Raw genomic sequence first — 19,930 nt, 5'->3', positions numbered from 1 at the left:
CTGCGATATCACTTGGGAAGTCGACGATTGATTATTACATGGGGGTCGCTAAATAGAGTTTGTCTTTGTCTCGATCGACATACACCACATAAGGGACATTGCCAACACGAAATCCATAGGGCTCAACGGCAGCTTCTATCGGAATAACTCGTTCGATTTTACGGTTGAGTAAATCAACTCGCCAGATGCAGGCATAGGCTGATGAGTTATCAAAATAGATTTCATAACTATCGCCCCCCCAAGAAAGGTTATTGATCACCCAGTTTTCGTAGTGATCATTAATCAGAATGCTTTTATGGTAGGGGCTTTCAACGAGTAATTGGCCGTCATCGCTGCTTATTTGACTTTGTTGGTCGGCTGATACTAGCGGTACGGACGAATAGCGTCCTTTGTGCGGAGGTGGCACATAGGGAACCTGTACCAGAGAGGGGGATGCTGCAGTGAGATCTAGCTCAAAATAATCATCCTGTTTGTTTTTTATATACAGCAGTGATTCTTCGATACTATGGACATAGACCTGTTCAGGTGCTGTGAATACGGTCTTTTTGTTACCCGTTAGCAAATCAAGCGTCTTTATATCATTGCCAAGATTATAAATTAGCTCAATACGGTCCTTATATTGAGCGACAAGGAAGTTTTCCTCACTAGCCATTTCATTGATGTCGATGAGCGCTTTATGTCCCCACCAGTTGTATGGGTCGACGGTAAAATCTGTCGTTATTGTTTTTTCTAGCTCAGTAAGGTGTTCCGGTGAGTAATCATTGTCGCTTTTGCTCTGTACCATACCGGTATTGAGCTGTGCGACTTGCTGTTGCGTTGTTTCGTTGGTTTGATAAGCGCGTAATGAATAGTATTCGGTACGTTTGTTAACGGATTGGGGTTGCAGGGGGCCTTCTGTGTTAAAGACATAGGCAACCATCATAGAGCGTTCGTCGCCAAGGAAGAGAAGACGGGTCTTGCCATCGTTGGGTATAACACCGTCGAAGGGAATGCGAATTGCTTTATTTTCGGTGTCCGCCTTTAGTAAGGTTAGTGATGTCCCTTGTGTTAATGTTTTGGGGCCAATACATTCTATCGAGTCATGATTTGCGACTTTGCCTTGCCAAGATGCCGGCACGGAAAGGAAGTTTTTGTCAAAAGCACAACTTGAGCGAGTAAGCCGTGTATCAATCCGTGATTCGGTTTGCTTAAGTGAACATAGGCCAAGGTTGGTTTGTATTGCTTGGGCGATACGGGAATGTTTCTGTAACGTATCGGCCTTAACAAGGGAGGCTATGTCGTCACATGCTTTTTGATTATCGCTCCGTGATGCCGCGAGAGAATAGTCGCTAAGCAGCCATAGTGTTTCTACTGACGGTGAATGCGCCGAAAACAAAGCTGGGCAACTATCAGCATAAAGATAAGCTGCGTAGTAGGCTGCTGTGTAATCTTTTTTCTGATAATGCTTTAAAAATAGTGCTCGCGTTTTAGCAGTGGTTGTATCGTTGCATGCATTGTTTTCCGTATTGGCTTTAAGCGCAGTGGGAAGTGCAAAAAATCCAACCATGACAAGCGGTAAGATAATTTTTCTCATTAACTGGTGTAATTGTTGTTTATGGTATCAGCACTATAACAGAAAATAGTGGCAAGGCGGTGATGTTAAATCAGCGAAACAGAGCCAGCGAAAGAGTTGAGCAGTTTCATTCTGGTTTGTGGTCGGTATGAACAGTGCTAAGAATCAAAAGGATTGTCGCTCATAGCCAGCAAAAGGTGCTTTAGTTTGGCAGCCATTGATCTAGAACGCCAATCAACACCCTCGTAAATCAGACCATTTTGCCAAAATAGCTCAAAAACGCCTGCATCTCACCACTATTGAAAGCTACGATGCGCAGAGCTAGAGGTACAAATACCCGTTGTGTTAAGCGCATTCCATTGACAACTAGTTCTGAGAACAAAAAGAATGCCATTCATCGCATCACGATTATCGACTCGTTTTCAATGCGTACCGAGAGGATGGTTAGTCTTGTGAGCGGGCAACAATGGCTCTATTTTTTCCCAGAGCGCATCGAAGATTAGGTATTGTGTTGAACTCATTTACAGTGTTTTCAATAGGTGTTGATTTAACTCAGGCAACACCTATTGAGATAGGTTCTTACGAGATATTACATTTAAGACACACATTCATCAGGAATATATATTTAATAATAAAAAGGGGAGCAAATGCTCCCCAAAAATAATAAAACGAATTCACAACAAGGATTAAATAGGCAATAGAGTTATAAATGCTAGCGAATAAATTAATTAACGATTACCAGGTTCACGCATGCGGTACTCGTATTGAACATTGAGAATAGGCTGGTAAACAACTTGCCCGTCACTTTGCAAGAACTCATTTACCATGACTTTTGAGTCAGTGATAGAAAACGATTGGCGATCAACATACGTTGTAAGGCTCGTAAACTCATCACGGAGTTGTCCAGATGATTTATTTTGGTAGCTTTGGATCATGTCTCGGCCCATTTCATAAGCCGCTTGTTTGCTATCCATTACGTCGCCATGGATAGTTTCGGTATCGTTTGTCCAATGATAACCACCAGCAAGAGCCATAGAAGGTGCAGCAATCAGAGCAATCGTACTTGCTAAAGTTGTTAAGCGTTTCATAAACCTCTCCTTACTTACCTTTACATCGGGCCAAAATTGGCTCGATACTTATAAGGTACGTATAAAGACCTAAAACACGTCAAAACAATTTCAAATAATGTTCAATTTTCGTTCAACTTATTTCACATTAACTTAGCAACTCAACGTCATATTCAGCCGACATTCGCATTTTCTTCCTTTTGAACAATGGGTTTCAACCTGACATTTCCTTACCAAACCATACAATACCTAAGGTCAATTTTCTCTTAGAATTCCAGCAAAAGAACAGTGTTCAAAACCTTACAAAAACGTCGGACACAGCAAAAACCACCTCTTTTCAGTCGTGCTTTGCATTCCTCCTTTTCGGGTTCTTCGCTGCTCGTCCGTCGGTTCTTAATTGTCGCTATTGAGCACAAGTTAATCTGGAGTGAAAATGACCGCGAACAAATCCATTTTTTACCATAGCAAATCGATTTACTCAGATGATTATGCTGATGTCTACAAGCCAATTTGGACCTACAGAGCTAAGTTCATCTTACGTGCGCTTTATTACAAACGTGCGTTTAAGCACCTTTCAGACAATATTGAATCGTCATTGTTAGAGTTGCTTTGTACACGTACGCATCGATTTTTAGAGAAGCCGTTTCGTCCGTATATCATCAAAAACAACTCAGCGTTCGATCGTTCTAACTTGGTGGTTGATCACTACAAAACGATTTCAGAACTGTTTTCTAAACAAACAATCGAAGAAATCTACACAGACTCGAAAGGCCTAACATTAGCCTCTTTTGAAATTGACGAAATACTGTACTCGGTGAGATTAGTATACGAAGCACGTTATCAAAAAGAAGGCGACATGAGCCTAGTGCTGCACAGCGCTGAAGATGGCAACTTCTACACGCTCTCTTTTACGCTAGGTCACATCGAATCTGGACGCAGCATTATGATTGGCGGCTTACAAGGACCGCGAAGCAGTGAAGAAAACAACGCGAAAATTAAAAAGCTAACTCGTAAGCTTTACGGACAGAGACCAAAAAGCTTGATGGTGAGCTTGCTCACTTTGCTCGCACAAATTTGGGAAGTGAACACGATTCTAGCAGTGAAAACGCAGTCCCATACTTACGCAGCTAAGCGCTACAGCAAAGGGCGAATCAAAACAGATTACGATGCACTCTGGCAAGAATTAGGCGGCACCGAATACAATCGTCATTTTTACTCAATTGATGTAAATGCACCCCGTCGAGATATCGAAGGCATGTCGCGCTCTAAGCGTTCGATGTATCGTCGCCGTTATGAATGGCTAGACAACACCAAGATCACTTTCGAACAAATATTAAAAGGCGAGCAAGCTAAAAGCTAAGGAGAAGCGTTCATGCGTTATTCATTCATTACTGCTTTAGTGTTGTCGGCTTTTTCTTTGTCAGCCAATGCAGAAACCAGTGAGCACATCATAGGTACAAACATTGGCTATGGCGATGTGAACTACGATGCTCCGACAAGCAAAGAATCAGGCGACATGTTCTTAGGTGAAATATATTACCGCTACATGCCAACACATAACTTTGGTATCGAAGCAGGTTATAAAGGCGCGTTTGACGGTATCGGCTCGATACTCGTGAGTCCGATTTCAGAAGTCACCGATACGAGCTTCTCCGGACCTCGCTTGAGTGGCTATGCTAGCTATCCTCTGGGTTCAGGTTTCGAACTGTACGGCAAGGCAGGTGTCACTCTCTACACTCTCGAGTACACTTATAAAGTGAACGGTCAGAGCAAGAACATCGAACACTCAAGTGTCGGAGGTGAAGCGGCTGGCGGTATCGGCTGGAGCTATAAACACTTTGGTTTGAATGCAGAATATGTGTACTCAAAAAACAGCGATTTTGACTCTAGCGGCGTGATGTTTGGTGCGCAACTGCGTTTTTAAACAAGGCTTACAAGTTAATACAAAAGGCAGCGAGAAGCTCATTCGCTGCCTTTTTTCGTGAATATAGGTCAATACGTAAGCACGAGAATGATCCCCGCCACGATAGAAGTAACGCCAAGCCCTCGGGTGAGATACCATTTCTCAGACAGAAACCAAATCCCCATAAACAATCCAAACACGATGCTGATTTGCCTTAGTGCCACCACCAAACTTACGTTGTCGGTCATGGTCATCGCAAACAACACCAAGCCGTAGGTGGATGCCATCATTACCCCTGCCATGCTGGCTGTTTTGCGGATCTGCCACGCTGTCTTAATCTCATCTGGCTTGTCCGTAACTAAGCACCACACAAGGGCAGGAATACCAATTGCCCAAAACTGCACGCCCAAGTAGAAGATTGCACTGTACTGATCATTCAAGATCTCTGATGCTTGTCCTGTGAGTAAACTCAGCGCTTCTTTATCGACTACCGAGTAACCCGTTGTGCCTATTGCGGCAATCAATGCCCAGAACACACCAACGTTCAAATAAGAGCCCAATGTCATCTGACGAAAATTCGTCAGTGGTACAAGCATACAACCAAGAGTAATTAGTAAGAATCCAAGCCACTGCTGACTAGATAATTCATGTCCCAATGCAACACTGATTGCGCCGACCATCATCACAGGCAGTGCCCGAGCAATCGGATAAACCACCCCCACATCAGCGTGCTTATAAGCGACAATCAAACCAACCAGATAAACCATTTGTGAAATGCCGCTAATGAACAGCAATCCCCAAAACTCACTCGGTAATGATGTCCAGCCAATGGTTGCCAAATACCAAATCAAATAAGGGGTAAGAATGAAACATGCAGAAAAGCTGGCGGCCATGGTAAACGCGAGCCCTGACCCAGAGTTGCTTTTGCCAAGGATATTCCACCCCGCATGGAGAACAGCAGAGAAAACGACGAGACCAATCGCCAACAAATCCATTTCAATGTTCCTGTCTGAATAAAAGAAAGGCCCCGAGATGGAGCCTTAGATAATGAGAAAATCCACTTAACGATTGAGTTCCGCCAGAGATTCAATGCTAATGGCATCGTGTCGCCAATATTCGATATCGCAATCAATCAACTCACCGTGCTGGTTGTAGTTGATGCGCTCCACTACCATCGCTGGCGTACCGGCTGTCGCGCGCAGTGCCTGAGCCATTTCACCCAACAAAGTGCTGGTTGAAATGCGGTAGCGAATCTTTTGATACGTCACGCCATAATGCTCGCGGTAAATGTCCGTCAGTGAGTTTGACAAATCATAGTCCAGCAGATTCGGAAACAGCTCTGGGCGAATATAGTTTGTTACGAATACTACAGGTCTATCTTCAAGGTATCGCACACGGTCGACTCGATACACGTCCGAGAAAGGCTGCAAGTCCAGCAAGCGCGCAGCTTGTTTGTTTGCCAACGTTCCTTTTGCTGCGACCAACTCCGTTTTTGGCACGCGATTTTGCGCTTTCGCCATGTTCGGGAAGTTTAGCGTTTGGGTTGGGTCGTAACGCAATGGCTCAGGTGAGATAAACCAACCTCGGCGATCTTCGCGATAGATTCGACCTTCCGCTTCGAGCAGTGATAAAGCTTCACGCAGAGTGACGCGTGTAGTATCGAACGACTCCGCCAACTTACGCTCTGCTGGCAGTTTTTGACGCGGCGATAGCATGCCCGCTTCAATCTGTTCAACAATCGAATCTTTAATTTTTACGTATTGCACGAAGTGTCCTTATCTTTTGCGCCAAGCTTGTGTGCGATTTTCTAACAATTTACCCAAAGTCATCTGAACAATCTTCGCAATTGCGGCAGCCATCATGATCATCACAGCCATCGCTGCTGCAGCGCCAGTTTGACCTGCATCGTCCATATTCAGAATCGAGACCGAAGCCGGAATCGTATCGGTTGAGTAAAGGAATACTACCGCAGAAGTGGTGGTCAATGCATTAACAAACAAATAAGTCGCAATGTCCAAAATCGCAGGTAAGCACACAGGTAATGTCACTTTAAAGAACAACTTGTATTGAGGAAGCTTCACCGATGCCGCCGTGGCTTCAATCTCCGATGGCAACTGCTTTAGCGCTGTCAGGGCGGTCATGTGACCCACGGTGTAGTAATGCACTACCGTGTTAATCACCAAGAATGCCATGGTGCCATAAAGCACATTCAGAGGATTGTTCGCGTCATTGAAGTAAAAGATGTAACCCAAGCCAAGCACCATACCAGGAACCGCCATTGGCACCACGCTGAGCATTTGCATAACCTGACGAATTGGACCAAACGCACGCCCTTTCTCAATGCAATAAGCACCGACAAAGATGATGGCTGTACCAATAACCGCTGTCCAACCTGCCAGCGTTAGCGAGTTGAAGAATGGGCTCCAACCGTAAGTGCTCATTTCAGCAAAGTTGTAATTGTTTAGCGTCAACGCTTTGTTCCAAGGCCAGAACGTAACTAACGAGCCATACACCGCCATGCCAAGCACAGCCAGCACTGCGATAGAAATGATGCTGCAGTAAACCAAACAGATGCTGTCGCGCGCTTTATTAGGTTCTGGCTGATAAGGCACCGAGCGAGTGTCGAATAAGCTCTTTTGTTTTTTCTGTACCCAGCGGTCTGCGCCAAACGCCATTACCGCAGGGAATAACAACATAATGCTAGTCACCGCACCCATGGCAAAGTTTTGCTGTCCCACGACTTGCTTGAAGATGTCAGTCGCCAGAACGTTGTAGCCGCCCCCAATCACTTTCGGCACACCAAAGTCCGTGATAACCAATGTAAAAACCACAATAAGCGTACTGATCAAACCGTATTTCGCCGCAGGTAACGTCACCATAAAGAAGGTTTTGATGGGTGAAGTTTTAAGTGCGCGCGCTGCTTCATACAAACGGGCATCTGAAGTACGCAGCGAAGTGGTTAAGATCATCAATGCATGAGGGAAGGTCCAGAAAATCAAACCCATCGAGATACCAATCACGCCGTAAACCGAGTTTCCTAACAGCATCTCTTTGGCAATGCCTTGATTACCGAAAAGGAAGATCAAACTGATCGCCGGCAACAACGAAGGCGCAAGGATTGGCGCAGTACCTAAGATTTGGAACAAACCTTTAAACGGCATGCATGAACGAGTCAGCGCGTAGGCATAGCCAAACGCAAGTACACCCACTACCGAGGTCACTATCACGCCCAAAGTGAAGGTGTTGCCCACCGACACCCACAAGCTTGAAGAAGAAAAGTACGTCGCAAAGTTTGCCAATCCGACAAATTCGCCATTGGCATTTTGCACACTCTTGGCCAACATTGCCCAAAGCGGCATTAAGATGAACAGCACCATCATAGTCGACAAACCAGCGAGCAAACCGAACAACACAAGGTTGTCGCGGCTAACACGTCCGAGTAAGGATTTTGCTTTGTCTTGTGTGGTCAGGCTATTCATCGTCATTGTCTTCGCATCCATGTTTACACCTACGCCGCTAGCGCTTTATCAACCGAGGGCACGGCGTAACCATGCAGCCCTTCTTCAGCAAACTGGATGTAACGTACATCGCCCGCCTTGATATTGAGTTTTTGAACCGTTTCCACAGGCACATCCACGACGATGGTTTTCGTTGAGCTGTCGTTTTGCAATACGCAATCAATGCGGAAAAACGCCCCTAGAAACTCGGTTGCGGTAACTCGCACAGGTAAAGAGTTGTTGTAGTTTTCAACAAACTTGATGCTTTCAGGGCGCACCGCAAGGTCGAAGCGGTCACCACGTTGGATCTCACGATTGGTCAAGCTTGGCGCTGGCATTAGGGTTTCTGCAATGCGTACTTGGGAGTCCGTTGCTACTGAGGTTTCAATAAAGTTCATGCTGCCGACAAACTCAGCGACAAAGCGCGTTGCTGGTTGTTGGTAGATTTCTTGAGGTGTGCCAACTTGCTCAATCACGCCATGGTTCATTACCACGATACGATCCGCCATCGACAACGCTTCATCCTGATCGTGCGTAACCATGATGGTGGTAATGCCAAGCTTGCGTTGCAGCTTACAAATCTCATCACGTAAGTGAACACGTACTTTTGCATCCAGCGCTGACAGCGGCTCATCAAGTAGCAGTAGGCCCGGAGACAACGCCAATGCGCGAGCAAGTGCCACACGCTGCTGCTGACCACCAGAAAGTTGGTTAGGAAATTTCTCGCCAGAGGTTGGAAGACCAATGGTTTCTAACCAGTAATCCACCTTCTCTAGCGCTTCTTTTGTCGACATGCCTTGGTTCTTCAAACCCACTGCAATGTTCTCTTGCACAGTTAGGTTCGGAAACAGCGCGTAAGATTGGAATACGATACCGAAATCGCGCTTCTCTGGTGGTAGGAATGTGGTCTCTTGACCGTTTTGAAAAATCGCACCAGACGTTGGCAAGTCTAAACCTGCAATGGCACGTAGCAGAGTGGTTTTACCGCAGCCAGAAGGACCAAGAAAACAAACGAACTCGCCCTTTTCAATCGCTAGCGAGATTTTCTTTAATGCAGTGAACTGTCCGAATTGCTTCACTACATTTTCGATATTTAGGTAATGTTGGTTAGTTGACATAACACACGCTCCAGATGGTATATACCAACTTTAGTTTTGGAGTGTTACGTTCCAATGACAAATTTATAGCCAGAAGATGACAAATAGATGAAGAGAGATAAGGTTTGTTTAAGTGGTAATTAGAGATTCCCGACTTTCTTAAGTTCGTCATTCCAGTATATGGACTCCCGAGTTATTACAACTTGTTTAGCGAGAATAGATTAGATGCATGCGTATATTCGGGTTTTAATGAGTAGCTAACTCGACCCTAGATGTATTCGCACCTTGATGCCATTTCGCGAGCGCGGAAATAATCCAAAGGAATGATCTGGCTCTTCAAGGTCGGTCTTACCTGTTCTTCGCTATATCAAGATGTAAATAACGTCTTTGACTTACTACTCGTAAGTTAGAGGCACTTGATACTCACTGCCATAATGAAGCAATGCCCAAGCTGTTCTTGTGGTCTTATTTGCTAAAGCAACCGCGGCTTTCATTAACCCTGCACGCTGAATCAGTGACTTGAGCCAAGTCTCTTTAACATTCCTTGGCTCTCGTTTATTTACAACCTTCGCAACAGCAAGCGCTCCCTGTATCAAGCTTGAACGTAACTTCTTCTGTCCAACTTTTTTGCTGATACCCAAAAGGGTAACTCTTCCTCCAGTACTATGCTGTTTTGGAGTAAGTCCAATACAAGCCGAAGCCTCTCGACCATTTTTGAAGTTACCGCCATTGGCTCCTAACGAAAGATAAAGCCCTAAAGCATTGACTGGACCAACGCCCTCTAGAGCTTCAAGTTTTCTACATGCATCATGGTGCTTGAGGTGTTGGGTTAAGCTCGTTTCTAAATCTGCCCTCTTTTTTGCTAAGGTCTCATGCAAATGAAATGCGTTTGCTATGTGCTCTCTTAAGATATCAGGAAGTGAGTTCTGACCATCTTCCAGAATTTCAATAATGTGCCTTTTAAAGGCGCTATGTCCTTTGGGGATATTGAAGCCAAACTCTGAAAGCAAGGAGCGAACCATGTTACTTGTCGCTGTCATCGAATCGGTTAAGTGCTGTCTTATTCTATCGATCGATTGTAGTGCCTGTTCATCAATAGATTTTAAAGCGACAAAACGGGCGTTAGCTTGCTGAGATGCAACAGCAATCGCTGTTGCATCATTCTTATCTGTTTTTTGTCCCGTTCGATATGCCGTGACATATTTTGGGGCAATGAGGCAAACCGAATGCCCATGGTTGCAGCAGAACCGTCCCCAATAATGGGCTGTAGAGCATGCCTCCATAACCACGGTCGTTGGAGGTTGTTGTATTAACCAAGCTTTTAATTTTTCGCGAGTAAATACTTTATTAAACTCATCAGAGCTTCCTTGAAGCTTACAAACTTGGAAAGAGTGCTTTGCTAAATCAATGGCGATAGTAGTAGACTTTTTCATGTATGGACTCCTTAGATTTAGGCTTTGACACCATAAATTCTAGCTCCCTCCAGAGGGAGGGAGTCCATACATCGCGAACCTAGGTGAGACTAGGAATCTACTTTCAGCAAACTCTGAAATAACAGAGAAAACAAAAAAATCCACCTCAACCGAGGTGGATTTCAGTATTCAACTCAAAGCAAATTCAATTAAGACTTTGGCTCTGATTTCGCGTCAAACTTCTCAGACCATGCCGCTAGAATCTCTGCACGCTTGCTGCCCATTTGCGCGAAGTCCATCTTCGCCATGTTCTCTTGAACATTCGGGAAGTTAGATACTGTCGCTTTCACTTCTTTATGTGCAACCACTGGGTACATTTCTACGTAAAGCTCGTTTGCCGCTTTAGAGATTGACCAGTCGACAACGCGCTTCGCTGCATCCGACTCTTTTACTAGACCAACCGCTTCTGATTCCCAGCCGATGCCTTTTGGTGTGATAACCGCTAGTGGTGCACCTTGTGTTTTCAGCTTCGCGCCGCGGCTTGCCATCGAGATACCGATAGCCACTTCACCCATACCCGCTTGAACACATGGCTTAGAGCCAGAGTGCGTGTAGTGTGCAATGTTCTTGTCTAAGTCACGCATGTAGTTCCATGCTTGATCTTCACCCATGTTTTGTAGCCAAGCAGAAACCTGCATGTAGCCAGTGCCAGAAGACACTGGATTCGGCATTGCAATGTGACCTTTGTAAACCGGCTTCGTTAGGTCTTCCCAAGACGTTGGTTTCGGTAGGTTAAGTTGTTTCGCTACCGCTTCGTTGAAACAAACTGCGTTAAAGAACGCATCGTTACCGAACCAAGCTTGGTTTGATTGAGGGTCGTTTAGGTTCGCGTGCAGCTCTTCCAAACCTTTTGGTGTGTAAGGCTTAAGAAGACCTTCATCTTTAAGCAGTGCCATTGACGAGCCAGCAAGACCCCAAACCACTTCCGCTTGAGGGTTGTTCTTTTCGGCCAGCAATTTCGCCGTCATGATACCGGTGGAATCGCGAACCCACTTAATCTTGATATCTGGGTTATCTTTCTCAAACGCAGACTTGTATTTAGCAAGAATGTCAGTTTCGAAAGCGGTGTAAACCGTGACTTCCTGTGCTGCCATTGCATTCGTAGCTAGCAGAGAGACAAGTGCAGCCAGCGATCCTTTCATCAAACGGTTTTTCATCATTTTCTCCAGTTAATTTGGCTAAGTTTCATTTGGTCTGTACCAGTTGACGATAACCACACTACTGAGCCTTTGTGACGAAATCATGACCATTAAATGGCAGTTTTACGAAAATTTGCGATTAATAATCGTTCAATTGTTCCGCCATTTTCTGGATATTAAAGTTTTATGAAATTGGATATTCGCCTATTTACTGCCCTTTTCTTCCTCGCTAGAGTGAACTCGAAATTTGGTGTAGACCAACTAGCCTATTCTAATGGAAATCGAGATGAAAAACGAATACCTACTACTGACTCCAGGTCCTCTATCTACTTCTGAAACGGTACGTGAAGCCATGCTAAAAGACTGGTGTACTTGGGATGATGAATACAACAAAGACATTGTAGAAGTGATCCGCACTAAGCTTGTAAAACTGGCGACGGAGCAAGACGGCTACACCAGCGTACTAATGCAAGGTAGCGGCACTGCATCAGTAGAAGCGACGATTGGCAGCGCCATTGGCAAAGATGGAAAATTGTTGGTTGTCGACAACGGTGCTTACGGTGCGCGTATCGCTCAGATCGCTGATTACCTAAATATTCCATGCCATGTAGTTTCCCCAGGCGAAACATCACAGCCACACTTGAACGAGGTGGAAACTGCATTGGCATCGGATCCAGCTATTACCCACGTTGCAATTGTTCACTGTGAGACAACCACTGGCATGCTTAACCCAATTGAGGCGTTTGCTTCTGCTGCAAAAGCGCACGGTAAAGTGGTGATTCTCGATGCCATGTCGAGCTTTGGTGGCATCCCTATCGATATCGCTCAACTAGGTATCGATTTTATGATCAGCTCTGCTAACAAGTGTATCCAAGGCGTACCAGGCTTTGGCTTTGTGATTGCAAAACAAACTGAACTCGAAAAGTGCCAAGGTCAGGCACGTTCTTTGAGCCTTGATCTTTACGACCAGTGGCACTGCATGGAAGTGAACCACGGTAAATGGCGTTTCACGTCTCCAACGCACACGGTTCGCGCTTTCTACCAAGCCTTGTTAGAGCTGGAACAAGAAGGCGGCATTGAAGCTCGTCATAACCGTTACCAAACTAACCAGAAAACACTGGTTGCAGGTATGCGTTCTTTGGGGTTTGAGCCACTACTGAGTGATGACCTTCACTCGCCAATCATCACTTCTTTCTACTCTCCGACGCACAGTGATTACCAGTTCAAAGCGTTCTACACGCGTTTGAAAGAGCAAGGTTTTGTGATTTATCCGGGTAAGGTATCGAACGCAGATTGCTTCCGTATCGGCAACATTGGCGAAGTTTACCCAGCAGATATCGAGCGCTTAATCGGTGCGATTGAAAAAGCAATGTACTGGCAAGTTGCGTAAAGCAGCCTTCTGATTGAGAGAGCGTTATGACTCAGAATATCAAACCGACCCATTTCCGTAGCGAAGGCGATGTCAACACGACGCCAGCGCGCCAAGCTTGGAATGCATCGATGGATGACGAACGCACGCAAGCATTATTGAAGCGTGATTCGGAGGTCTTTCTTCACCAAGCCATGTCGACGCCTTGCTTAGATACCTTGGAAGCAGCAAAAGGCATCTACATCCAAGATGCTACCGGCAAAAAGTACATGGATTTCCATGGCAATAACGTCCACCAGTTGGGCTATGGTCATCCGCATGTGATTAAACGTGTGCAAGAGCAAATTGCCAAACTGCCGTTTTCACCACGTCGTTTTACTAATGAAACCGCGATTGAATGTGCCGAAAAGCTCACACAAATCTGTGGCGGCGAATTGAACCGCGTGTTGTTTGCTCCGGGTGGCACATCTGCGGTTGGCATGGCACTTAAACTAGCGCGCCACATCACGGGCAACTACAAGGTGGTGTCTCTGTGGGATTCCTTCCACGGCGCATCATTGGATGCCATCTCAGTAGGTGGCGAAGCGTGTTTCCGCCAAGGCATGGGACCATTAATGGCAGGTGTTGAACGCATCCCCCCAGCCGTATCTTACCGTGGTGCTTTCCCTGTCGCGGACGGCAGCGACGTGCATTACGCCGACTACCTTGAATACGTGATTGAGAAAGAAGGTGGCGTGGGCGCGTTTATCGCAGAAGCGGTTCGTAATACCGACGTACAAGTGCCAAGTAAAGCCTACTGGAAACGTATCCGTGAAATCTGTGACAAACACAATGTCATGCTGATCATCGACGACATCCCGAATGGCATGGGTCGCAGCGGTGAATGGTTTACCTACCAAGCCTACGACATCGAGCCAGATATGCTCTGCATCGGTAAAGGTTTGGGTGGTGGCTTAGTGCCTATCGCAGCCATGGTAACCAAAGACAAATACAACACTGCCGAGCAAATCTCCATGGGCCATTACACTCATGAGAAAAGTCCTATTGGTTGTGCTGCAGCACTGGCAACCATGGAAGCTATTGAGCAAGACGGCTTGCTAGATAAAGCCAAAGCCGACAGCCAGTTCATGCGTGAAAAGCTGCTAGAGATGAAAGCTAAGTACCCGGTGATTGGTGATGTACGTGGCATCGGCATGTTGTGGGGCATTGAACTGGTCACTGACCACGAAAGCAAAGCACGCGCGTATGACGAAGCGGAAGCTGTATTGTACCAATGCCTCAACAACGGCGTGAGCTTCAAGGTATCGCAAGGTAACGTGATTCAACTCAGCCCACCGCTGATCATCACTCGCGAACAACTGACAGAAGCGTTGGCGATCTTCGAAGAAGCGATCGCCAAAGTGTGTAAAGACTTTAACTACATTTAGGTTTTGTTGACCTTTTGAGCTGATTTTTGCAGCAGTTTGTGGGTTCTTTATGCAAGGCAGAGGCTTTGAGTTGTAGCTGTCCTACCTGATAAGCCGATAACGCAGAAGAAAGGAACCACAAACGCTGCCCGAAGGGTTCGGCTAAAAGCGTTTTACTCTTTGTTGTGAGGTGTTGTGCTTAGAATGACTAGGCTACAAACCTCTCGCCGCGATTAAAACGCTTTTATCTCGAACAAAATTTAACCGCAAAAGGTCAACAAAACCTAGAGTCAACAGACCTCAACAAAAACCAATTTATCCTGAGCGCAGTTCCAACGTGTAGGCAGCGCTCTGGCAAGCAAGAAAAAGGATTGAACATGAGCAACTCACCAATTCAAGCAGTGATCTTTGACTGGGCTGGCACTATCGTCGATTTCGGCTCTTTTGCACCGACCAGTATCTTTGTGGAAGCGTTCAAACAAGGCTTTGATTTCGATATCGATCTTGAGGAAGCGCGCGAACCAATGGGGCTTGGTAAGTGGGATCACATCCAAGCTGTGGGTCGTATCCCTGCAGTTGATAAACGTTGGAATGAGAAGTTTGGTCGCTCAATGACCAGTGAAGACATCGACGCTATCTACGCAGCATTTATGCCTCTGCAAAAAGCAAAAGTAGCTGACCATGCAGAGCCTATCTTAAATGCGATTGAAGTTGTGAACGGCCTGAAAGACAAAGGCATTAAGATCGGTTCTTGTTCTGGTTACCCTCGCGAAGTGATGGACGTACTGATTCCAGTGGCAGCGGATTACGGCTACAAACCGGATTACGTAGTAGCAACGGATGACCTGCCGCAAGGTGGTCGCCCTGCACCATTTATGGCACTGAAAAACGTGATTGAGCTGAATGTTACCGACGTTAATGCGTGCATCAAAGTGGATGACGCCGCACCGGGTATCGATGAAGGTCACAACGCAGGTATGTGGACCGTTGGTTTGCTGCTTTCTGGTAACGAAGCAGGTCTAACGTTTGAAGAATACCAAGCCGCGGACGAAGCAACGCTTGATGCCGCTCGTGAAAAAGCGCGTGCAAAACTGCTCAAGAGCTCGCCGCACTACCTTATCGATACGATCGCTGACTTCCCAGAGGTGGTTGCGGATATCGAACGTCGCCTAGCGGCAGGTGAACGTCCTTAGTCTTCATCTTCCACAAATAAATGAAACAAACGCCCCTCACGTGAGGGGCGTTTTTCTTTTTGGCACTATCTCAAGGAAGTTTGGCTTATTGAAGCGTAGTTCCGTTAGATAGCAGCTTTCTTGTCGGCTCTTGCTCAGTGTATTCGACCGCATCGTGATCCGCGAGCTTATCGACTTCCGCCTGTTCACCCACCACAACCAACACGTGTTGTTTCACCAGAGCGTCGACCACTTCAATGTTGTGCTGACGAAGAAGCGCTCTCACCTCGCTCTCTTTTCCTTCATGATACTTAACAAAGTAGCGTGCAGGTTGCTGCTCGGCTTGATCTTGGCGTTCATCCACGAGAGGAAATCCTTGATTGTTTGCCAAGCTGCTTGAGCTCAGTCCGATTGCCAATAGTGCGGTAGCGCCTACCACAGACAAAGAAAGTAAGGTCAACTTCTTCATAGTCACTCCTTATTGAAAGGTCAGAGTCCAACTGTTGATGGTGCCTGTGTCTCTTCTGGCACTGTCCACCGCTTTTAGTTCCCATGTGCCTTGCGATTCAAAACCAGAAAAATCCGCTTGGAACGTGTTTTTTATATCGTTAGCGCTGCCGCCAGTATTATTGTGAAGTACAACTTCTCCACCAGTCGGTGACGTTAAAGTCACTCGTAGATCACCGATGTAAGTGTGGCTAATATCAACGTCAATACTTACTGTGCCTGAATCACCAGAGCGATCGACTTCTACTGCACTGATTGCGCCAGAAGATTTATTATCTGGAATCGCAACAGGGCTGGTATTTGAGAAGCTAGAGTCCGAAGAGCTACCACCATCAGGTCCATTACAGCCAGCGTCCAAGAACAGCTTCGCCGCTTCAGCATTAACTAGGCCGTGGCCAGTACGGTTGTCTCGACCAGCAACATCAATATCTGTTGCAGTTTTCACTAGGGCATTACGTACTTGCGCTGCTGTACAGGTTGGGTGGTAACTCCACACCAAGCCAGCTACGCCCGTTACGTGCGGTGTCGCCATTGATGTACCATTGTAGTACTCGTAATCTTCACCAGAGGTTGTTGCAACAGTAATTTCCTGACCAACATACCCCAATAGCTCTTGACCAAATGCACGATCAACCGTTACCGAAACCATACGATAAGCGTTGTTTGTGTCTACCAAGAAAGGGTTTTGTAAACCAGGTAGTTCAGAGTTGCTGTATACGATTGCAGCTCGCGCACCCGCATTGTAACAAGCCTGAACCGCATCTACTTCAGGGTAGTTTCCTGAAGACTGGTTGCCGATACGCTCAGTCAAACAAATTTTGCCCGACATATCACCACAGTTAAAGTTACCGCCAGAGACATCACAGCTATCTAGCGTTGCAGTTACTGAACCCGCGATTGGATCCGGAACATACGAAGAACCGTTATTGATCAAACGATTGTGAGGAACAATCCCACGATCAAACTGACTGACACCATTCAAGGTAATATCAGAAAGTTTACCTTCACCTACCGTAACCGTTGATAAGATCGCCACACCCGGGCCTGAGATCTCAACTTGATTAGTAGATTGTGAGAACGCTGCATGATCATTTTGATTATCAACAGCCGCAACAGACATCACTGAGTCATAAGAAGCTGGATAGCTGTGCGCTGTATTGCCATCATTACCCGCTGCGGCGATCAATAGAACGCCTTGATCGTAAATATTTTGCAGTGCATTTTGCTCAGTTCGGCTTGATTGACTACCACCAAGGCTCATGTTCACAACGTTAGCACCATTATCGGCACAGGTTTGGATTGCTTTAACAAGCCCAGATGAGTAACCCCAACCCGATTCGTTAAATACTTTCACGATGTGCAAATTCACATTCTGGTTTGGCATCACACCCTTTACACCTTCGGTGTTGGCAATCGCAGCAATCGTACCCGCGACGTGAGTACCGTGGGCATTGTTGTTACCCGGATCACTCCATGATCCCGTACCACTATCGTTAGTACCAGCAACGCGGTTTCCGCTTAGGTCGTTGTGCGAAATGTCGTACCCTGAATCGATAATACATACAGTGCGATTACCCGCATTGAAGTCAGCTAACAGTTGAGCATTAACCGCTTCATATCCCCATGGAGTCGTTTCGCTGAGCAAATAGCGAGGTGGATCGACTTCCACGTATTCCACATCACTACGGTTGCGAAGCGGCTCTAAGTCATCGCCATCCAATTCAACGCTGTAAATGGCGCGATTGCCCAGTTTTTCCACCTTACGTGCCTTCACCTGTTCTAGAACAGACTCCTGCGCGATTCGTGGCCCCCAGAATGAGTTACCCCCCATTGAAGAACGGCTGACTGCATCTTCTTTGAATTTGACGATGTACTTCGTCGGTAACTTAGATTCATCAAATCCCATTGGTGGAGCCGCAAACGCTGACATCGAAGTGGTCAGTGCTATTGCTACGGCAGACAACGAAAATAAGCCTTGTTTTTTACTTGTTGTGTAGTGCATTTGCCCTATTCCTTATTTGAGCTAATTTTTATTCACTATATTCTCATGAAAAGTCATCATCATGATGTTTGCATGAGAGCTTCAGCTATAGTTTACAGAGCAAAAATGCCAAACAATTTGTTTCATGAATATACAAATTTGTACAAAAGATCATTCAATAAACACTTTAAGTTAACATTAAAAATTATCTACAAAACCTTATAAAGCAATTACTTAATTAACAAAAAGTGAATGTTAAATTAATGTTAGTGAGTAATTATTCTAAATATCACCCATTTAATCGATTGCTATGCTGAATGGATTTTTTGACCGTGGTGCCAAAACTGAAATATTGAATATTTAGTTGTTGACTGTCTTGAGCATTTACTCAGAATTAGAAGGTTTAGTGAGAAAAATTCTCATCTAAATACTGTTATAGCCGAGCGTATTCACGCATTCGGAACAATAACCATTACAAGAAGAGTGAATGATGAAAAAAACAATCACACTATTAACTGCATTACTTCCGCTTGCCTCCGCCATTGCAGAGGAGCCAACTTTATCACCAGCAATGGTTTCTGCGGCTGAAGTGGTTAGCGCGCAAGAAAATCAAACTTATACGTACGTTCGATGCTGGTATCGTACGAGCCACTCTAAGGACGATGCGGCTACCGATTGGAAATGGGCAAAAAACCAAGATGGTAGTGACTTCACTATCGATGGCTATTGGTGGAGCTCTGTTTCATTTAAAAACATGTTCTACACCAATACCTCACAAAACGTAATTCGTCAGCGTTGTGAAGAAACACTAGATCTAGCGAACGAGAACGCAGACATTACATTTTTTGCTGCTGACAATCGTTATTCTTATAACCACACGATCTGGAGCAATGATGCTGCAATGCAACCAGATCAAATAAACAAAGTAGTGGCTTTGGGCGATAGCTTGTCTGATACAGGCAACATCTTTAACGCGTCCCAATGGCGCTTCCCTAACCCGAATAGCTGGTTCTTGGGTCACTTCTCAAACGGTTTTGTTTGGACGGAATACGTTGCTAAAGCCAAAAACTTACCGCTATACAACTGGGCAGTTGGTGGCGCAGCAGGTGAAAACCAATACATCGCGCTAACTGGTGTCGGCGAACAAGTTTCTTCTTACTTAACCTACACAAAGCTGGCGAAGAACTACAACCCTGCTAACACATTGTTTACGTTAGAGTTTGGTTTAAATGACTTCATGAACTACAACCGTAGCGTGCCGGAAGTAAAAGCGGATTACGCTGAAGCTCTGATTCGTTTAACAGACGCTGGCGCGAAGAACTTCATGTTGATGACACTGCCAGATGCAACCAAAGCACCACAGTTCAAATACTCAACACAGGAAGAAATTGAAACGATTCGTGCGAAAGTATTGAAGATGAACGAGTTCATCAAAGCACAAGCGATGTACTACAAAGCCCAAGGCTACAACATCGCATTGTTTGATACACACGCACTGTTTGAGAAGTTAACCTCGGCACCAGAAGAACACGGTTTCGTAAATGCAAGCGACCCTTGCTTAGACATCAACCGTTCATCCTCTGTTGACTACATGTACACTCACTCATTACGTTCTGAATGTGCAGCATCTGGCGCAGATAAGTTCGTGTTCTGGGATGTGACTCACCCAACCACAGCAACGCATCGTTATGTGGCTGAAAAAATGTTAGAAAGCAGCAATAACTTAGAAGAGTTTCGCTTTTAATAAGCCGTTGTTGTTCATTGCAAG

The 19,930-nt window shown here is 45.6% G+C and carries 16 protein-coding genes and 1 pseudogene; 6 read left to right on the top strand and 11 right to left on the bottom strand.

Annotated features, from left to right (window positions below; translation table 11 throughout):
- Positions 1 to 34: 34 nt before the first annotated feature.
- From UQW94_RS06640 to UQW94_RS06630, 3 genes and pseudogenes are all read right to left on the bottom strand, one after another.
- The gene (locus UQW94_RS06640) at positions 35 to 1,573 is read right to left on the bottom strand and encodes a hypothetical protein (protein WP_155489403.1); all 1,539 of its coding nucleotides are present in this window, start codon (positions 1,571 to 1,573) and stop codon (positions 35 to 37) included.
- Positions 1,574 to 1,738: 165 nt separating this feature from the next.
- A pseudogene (locus UQW94_RS06635) lies at positions 1,739 to 2,073 on the bottom strand (transposase); the annotation flags it as partial.
- A gap of 207 nt (positions 2,074 to 2,280) precedes the next feature.
- Positions 2,281 to 2,640: a DUF3316 domain-containing protein gene (locus UQW94_RS06630; RefSeq protein WP_322142119.1), complete on the bottom strand. Its 360-nt coding sequence runs from the start codon at positions 2,638 to 2,640 to the stop codon at positions 2,281 to 2,283.
- A 412-nt stretch (positions 2,641 to 3,052) separates the two neighbouring features.
- On the opposite strand from UQW94_RS06630, the gene UQW94_RS06625 reads away from it, so the two are divergent.
- Both UQW94_RS06625 and UQW94_RS06620 read left to right on the top strand, forming a co-directional pair.
- Positions 3,053 to 3,979 (top strand): VirK/YbjX family protein, encoded by a 927-nt coding sequence (locus UQW94_RS06625; protein ID WP_005384371.1) that lies wholly within the window; start codon positions 3,053 to 3,055, stop codon positions 3,977 to 3,979.
- A gap of 12 nt (positions 3,980 to 3,991) precedes the next feature.
- Complete coding sequence (locus tag UQW94_RS06620) at positions 3,992 to 4,543, top strand: outer membrane beta-barrel protein (RefSeq protein WP_005374044.1); 552 nt, start codon at positions 3,992 to 3,994, stop codon at positions 4,541 to 4,543.
- A 68-nt stretch (positions 4,544 to 4,611) separates the two neighbouring features.
- Here the strand turns inward: UQW94_RS06620 and UQW94_RS06615 are convergent, their stop codons facing one another.
- The 6 genes from UQW94_RS06615 to UQW94_RS06590 all read right to left on the bottom strand — a co-directional run bounded on the left by UQW94_RS06615 (position 4,612) and on the right by UQW94_RS06590 (position 11,748).
- A complete protein-coding gene (locus tag UQW94_RS06615) occupies positions 4,612 to 5,517 on the bottom strand; it encodes an EamA family transporter (RefSeq protein ID WP_239945240.1) in 906 nt (301 codons plus the stop codon).
- Positions 5,518 to 5,583: 66 nt separating this feature from the next.
- Complete coding sequence (phnR, locus tag UQW94_RS06610) at positions 5,584 to 6,288, bottom strand: phosphonate utilization transcriptional regulator PhnR (RefSeq protein WP_005374048.1); 705 nt, start codon at positions 6,286 to 6,288, stop codon at positions 5,584 to 5,586.
- A 9-nt stretch (positions 6,289 to 6,297) separates the two neighbouring features.
- Positions 6,298 to 8,022, bottom strand: a complete 1,725-nt coding sequence (locus UQW94_RS06605) for a putative 2-aminoethylphosphonate ABC transporter permease subunit (RefSeq protein ID WP_322142118.1) — start codon at positions 8,020 to 8,022, stop codon at positions 6,298 to 6,300.
- 8 nt (positions 8,023 to 8,030) lie between these two features.
- Entirely contained in the window at positions 8,031 to 9,137 is a 1,107-nt protein-coding gene (locus UQW94_RS06600; RefSeq protein ID WP_025768029.1) for a putative 2-aminoethylphosphonate ABC transporter ATP-binding protein, read from the bottom strand.
- 374 nt (positions 9,138 to 9,511) lie between these two features.
- On the bottom strand, positions 9,512 to 10,549 hold the full coding sequence (locus UQW94_RS06595; RefSeq protein ID WP_161440720.1) for an IS110 family transposase: 1,038 nt from the start codon (positions 10,547 to 10,549) through the stop codon (positions 9,512 to 9,514).
- 188 nt (positions 10,550 to 10,737) lie between these two features.
- A complete protein-coding gene (locus tag UQW94_RS06590; protein WP_322142117.1) occupies positions 10,738 to 11,748 on the bottom strand; it encodes a putative 2-aminoethylphosphonate ABC transporter substrate-binding protein in 1,011 nt (336 codons plus the stop codon).
- 265 nt (positions 11,749 to 12,013) lie between these two features.
- Between UQW94_RS06590 and phnW the strand changes: the two genes are divergently transcribed.
- The 3 genes from phnW (at position 12,014) to phnX (ending at position 15,695) form a co-directional block, all read left to right on the top strand.
- Positions 12,014 to 13,117, top strand: a complete 1,104-nt coding sequence (phnW, locus tag UQW94_RS06585) for a 2-aminoethylphosphonate--pyruvate transaminase (protein ID WP_322142116.1) — start codon at positions 12,014 to 12,016, stop codon at positions 13,115 to 13,117.
- A 26-nt stretch (positions 13,118 to 13,143) separates the two neighbouring features.
- A complete protein-coding gene (locus tag UQW94_RS06580) occupies positions 13,144 to 14,523 on the top strand; it encodes an aspartate aminotransferase family protein (protein WP_161441644.1) in 1,380 nt (459 codons plus the stop codon).
- 356 nt (positions 14,524 to 14,879) lie between these two features.
- Positions 14,880 to 15,695: a phosphonoacetaldehyde hydrolase gene (gene phnX / locus UQW94_RS06575; RefSeq protein ID WP_122069386.1), complete on the top strand. Its 816-nt coding sequence runs from the start codon at positions 14,880 to 14,882 to the stop codon at positions 15,693 to 15,695.
- A gap of 85 nt (positions 15,696 to 15,780) precedes the next feature.
- On the opposite strand, the gene UQW94_RS06570 is transcribed toward phnX, so the two are convergent.
- The gene (locus UQW94_RS06570) at positions 15,781 to 16,143 is read right to left on the bottom strand and encodes an ATPase (RefSeq protein WP_011999176.1); all 363 of its coding nucleotides are present in this window, start codon (positions 16,141 to 16,143) and stop codon (positions 15,781 to 15,783) included.
- A 9-nt stretch (positions 16,144 to 16,152) separates the two neighbouring features.
- Positions 16,153 to 18,183, bottom strand: coding sequence for a S8 family serine peptidase (locus UQW94_RS06565; RefSeq protein WP_025768035.1), 2,031 nt, complete (start codon positions 18,181 to 18,183; stop codon positions 16,153 to 16,155).
- A gap of 466 nt (positions 18,184 to 18,649) precedes the next feature.
- Here UQW94_RS06565 and UQW94_RS06560 point away from each other — a divergent pair, with 466 nt between their 5' ends.
- Positions 18,650 to 19,906, top strand: coding sequence for a type 2 secretion system lipase (locus UQW94_RS06560; protein WP_017819748.1), 1,257 nt, complete (start codon positions 18,650 to 18,652; stop codon positions 19,904 to 19,906).
- The last annotated feature ends 24 nt before the right edge of the window (positions 19,907 to 19,930 follow it).

The organism is Vibrio sp. PBL-C16, assembly GCF_034321865.1.
In the GTDB taxonomy this organism is placed as follows: Bacteria; Pseudomonadota; Gammaproteobacteria; order Enterobacterales; family Vibrionaceae; genus Vibrio; species Vibrio alginolyticus.
This window is presented reverse-complemented; position numbering and strand designations above follow the sequence as displayed.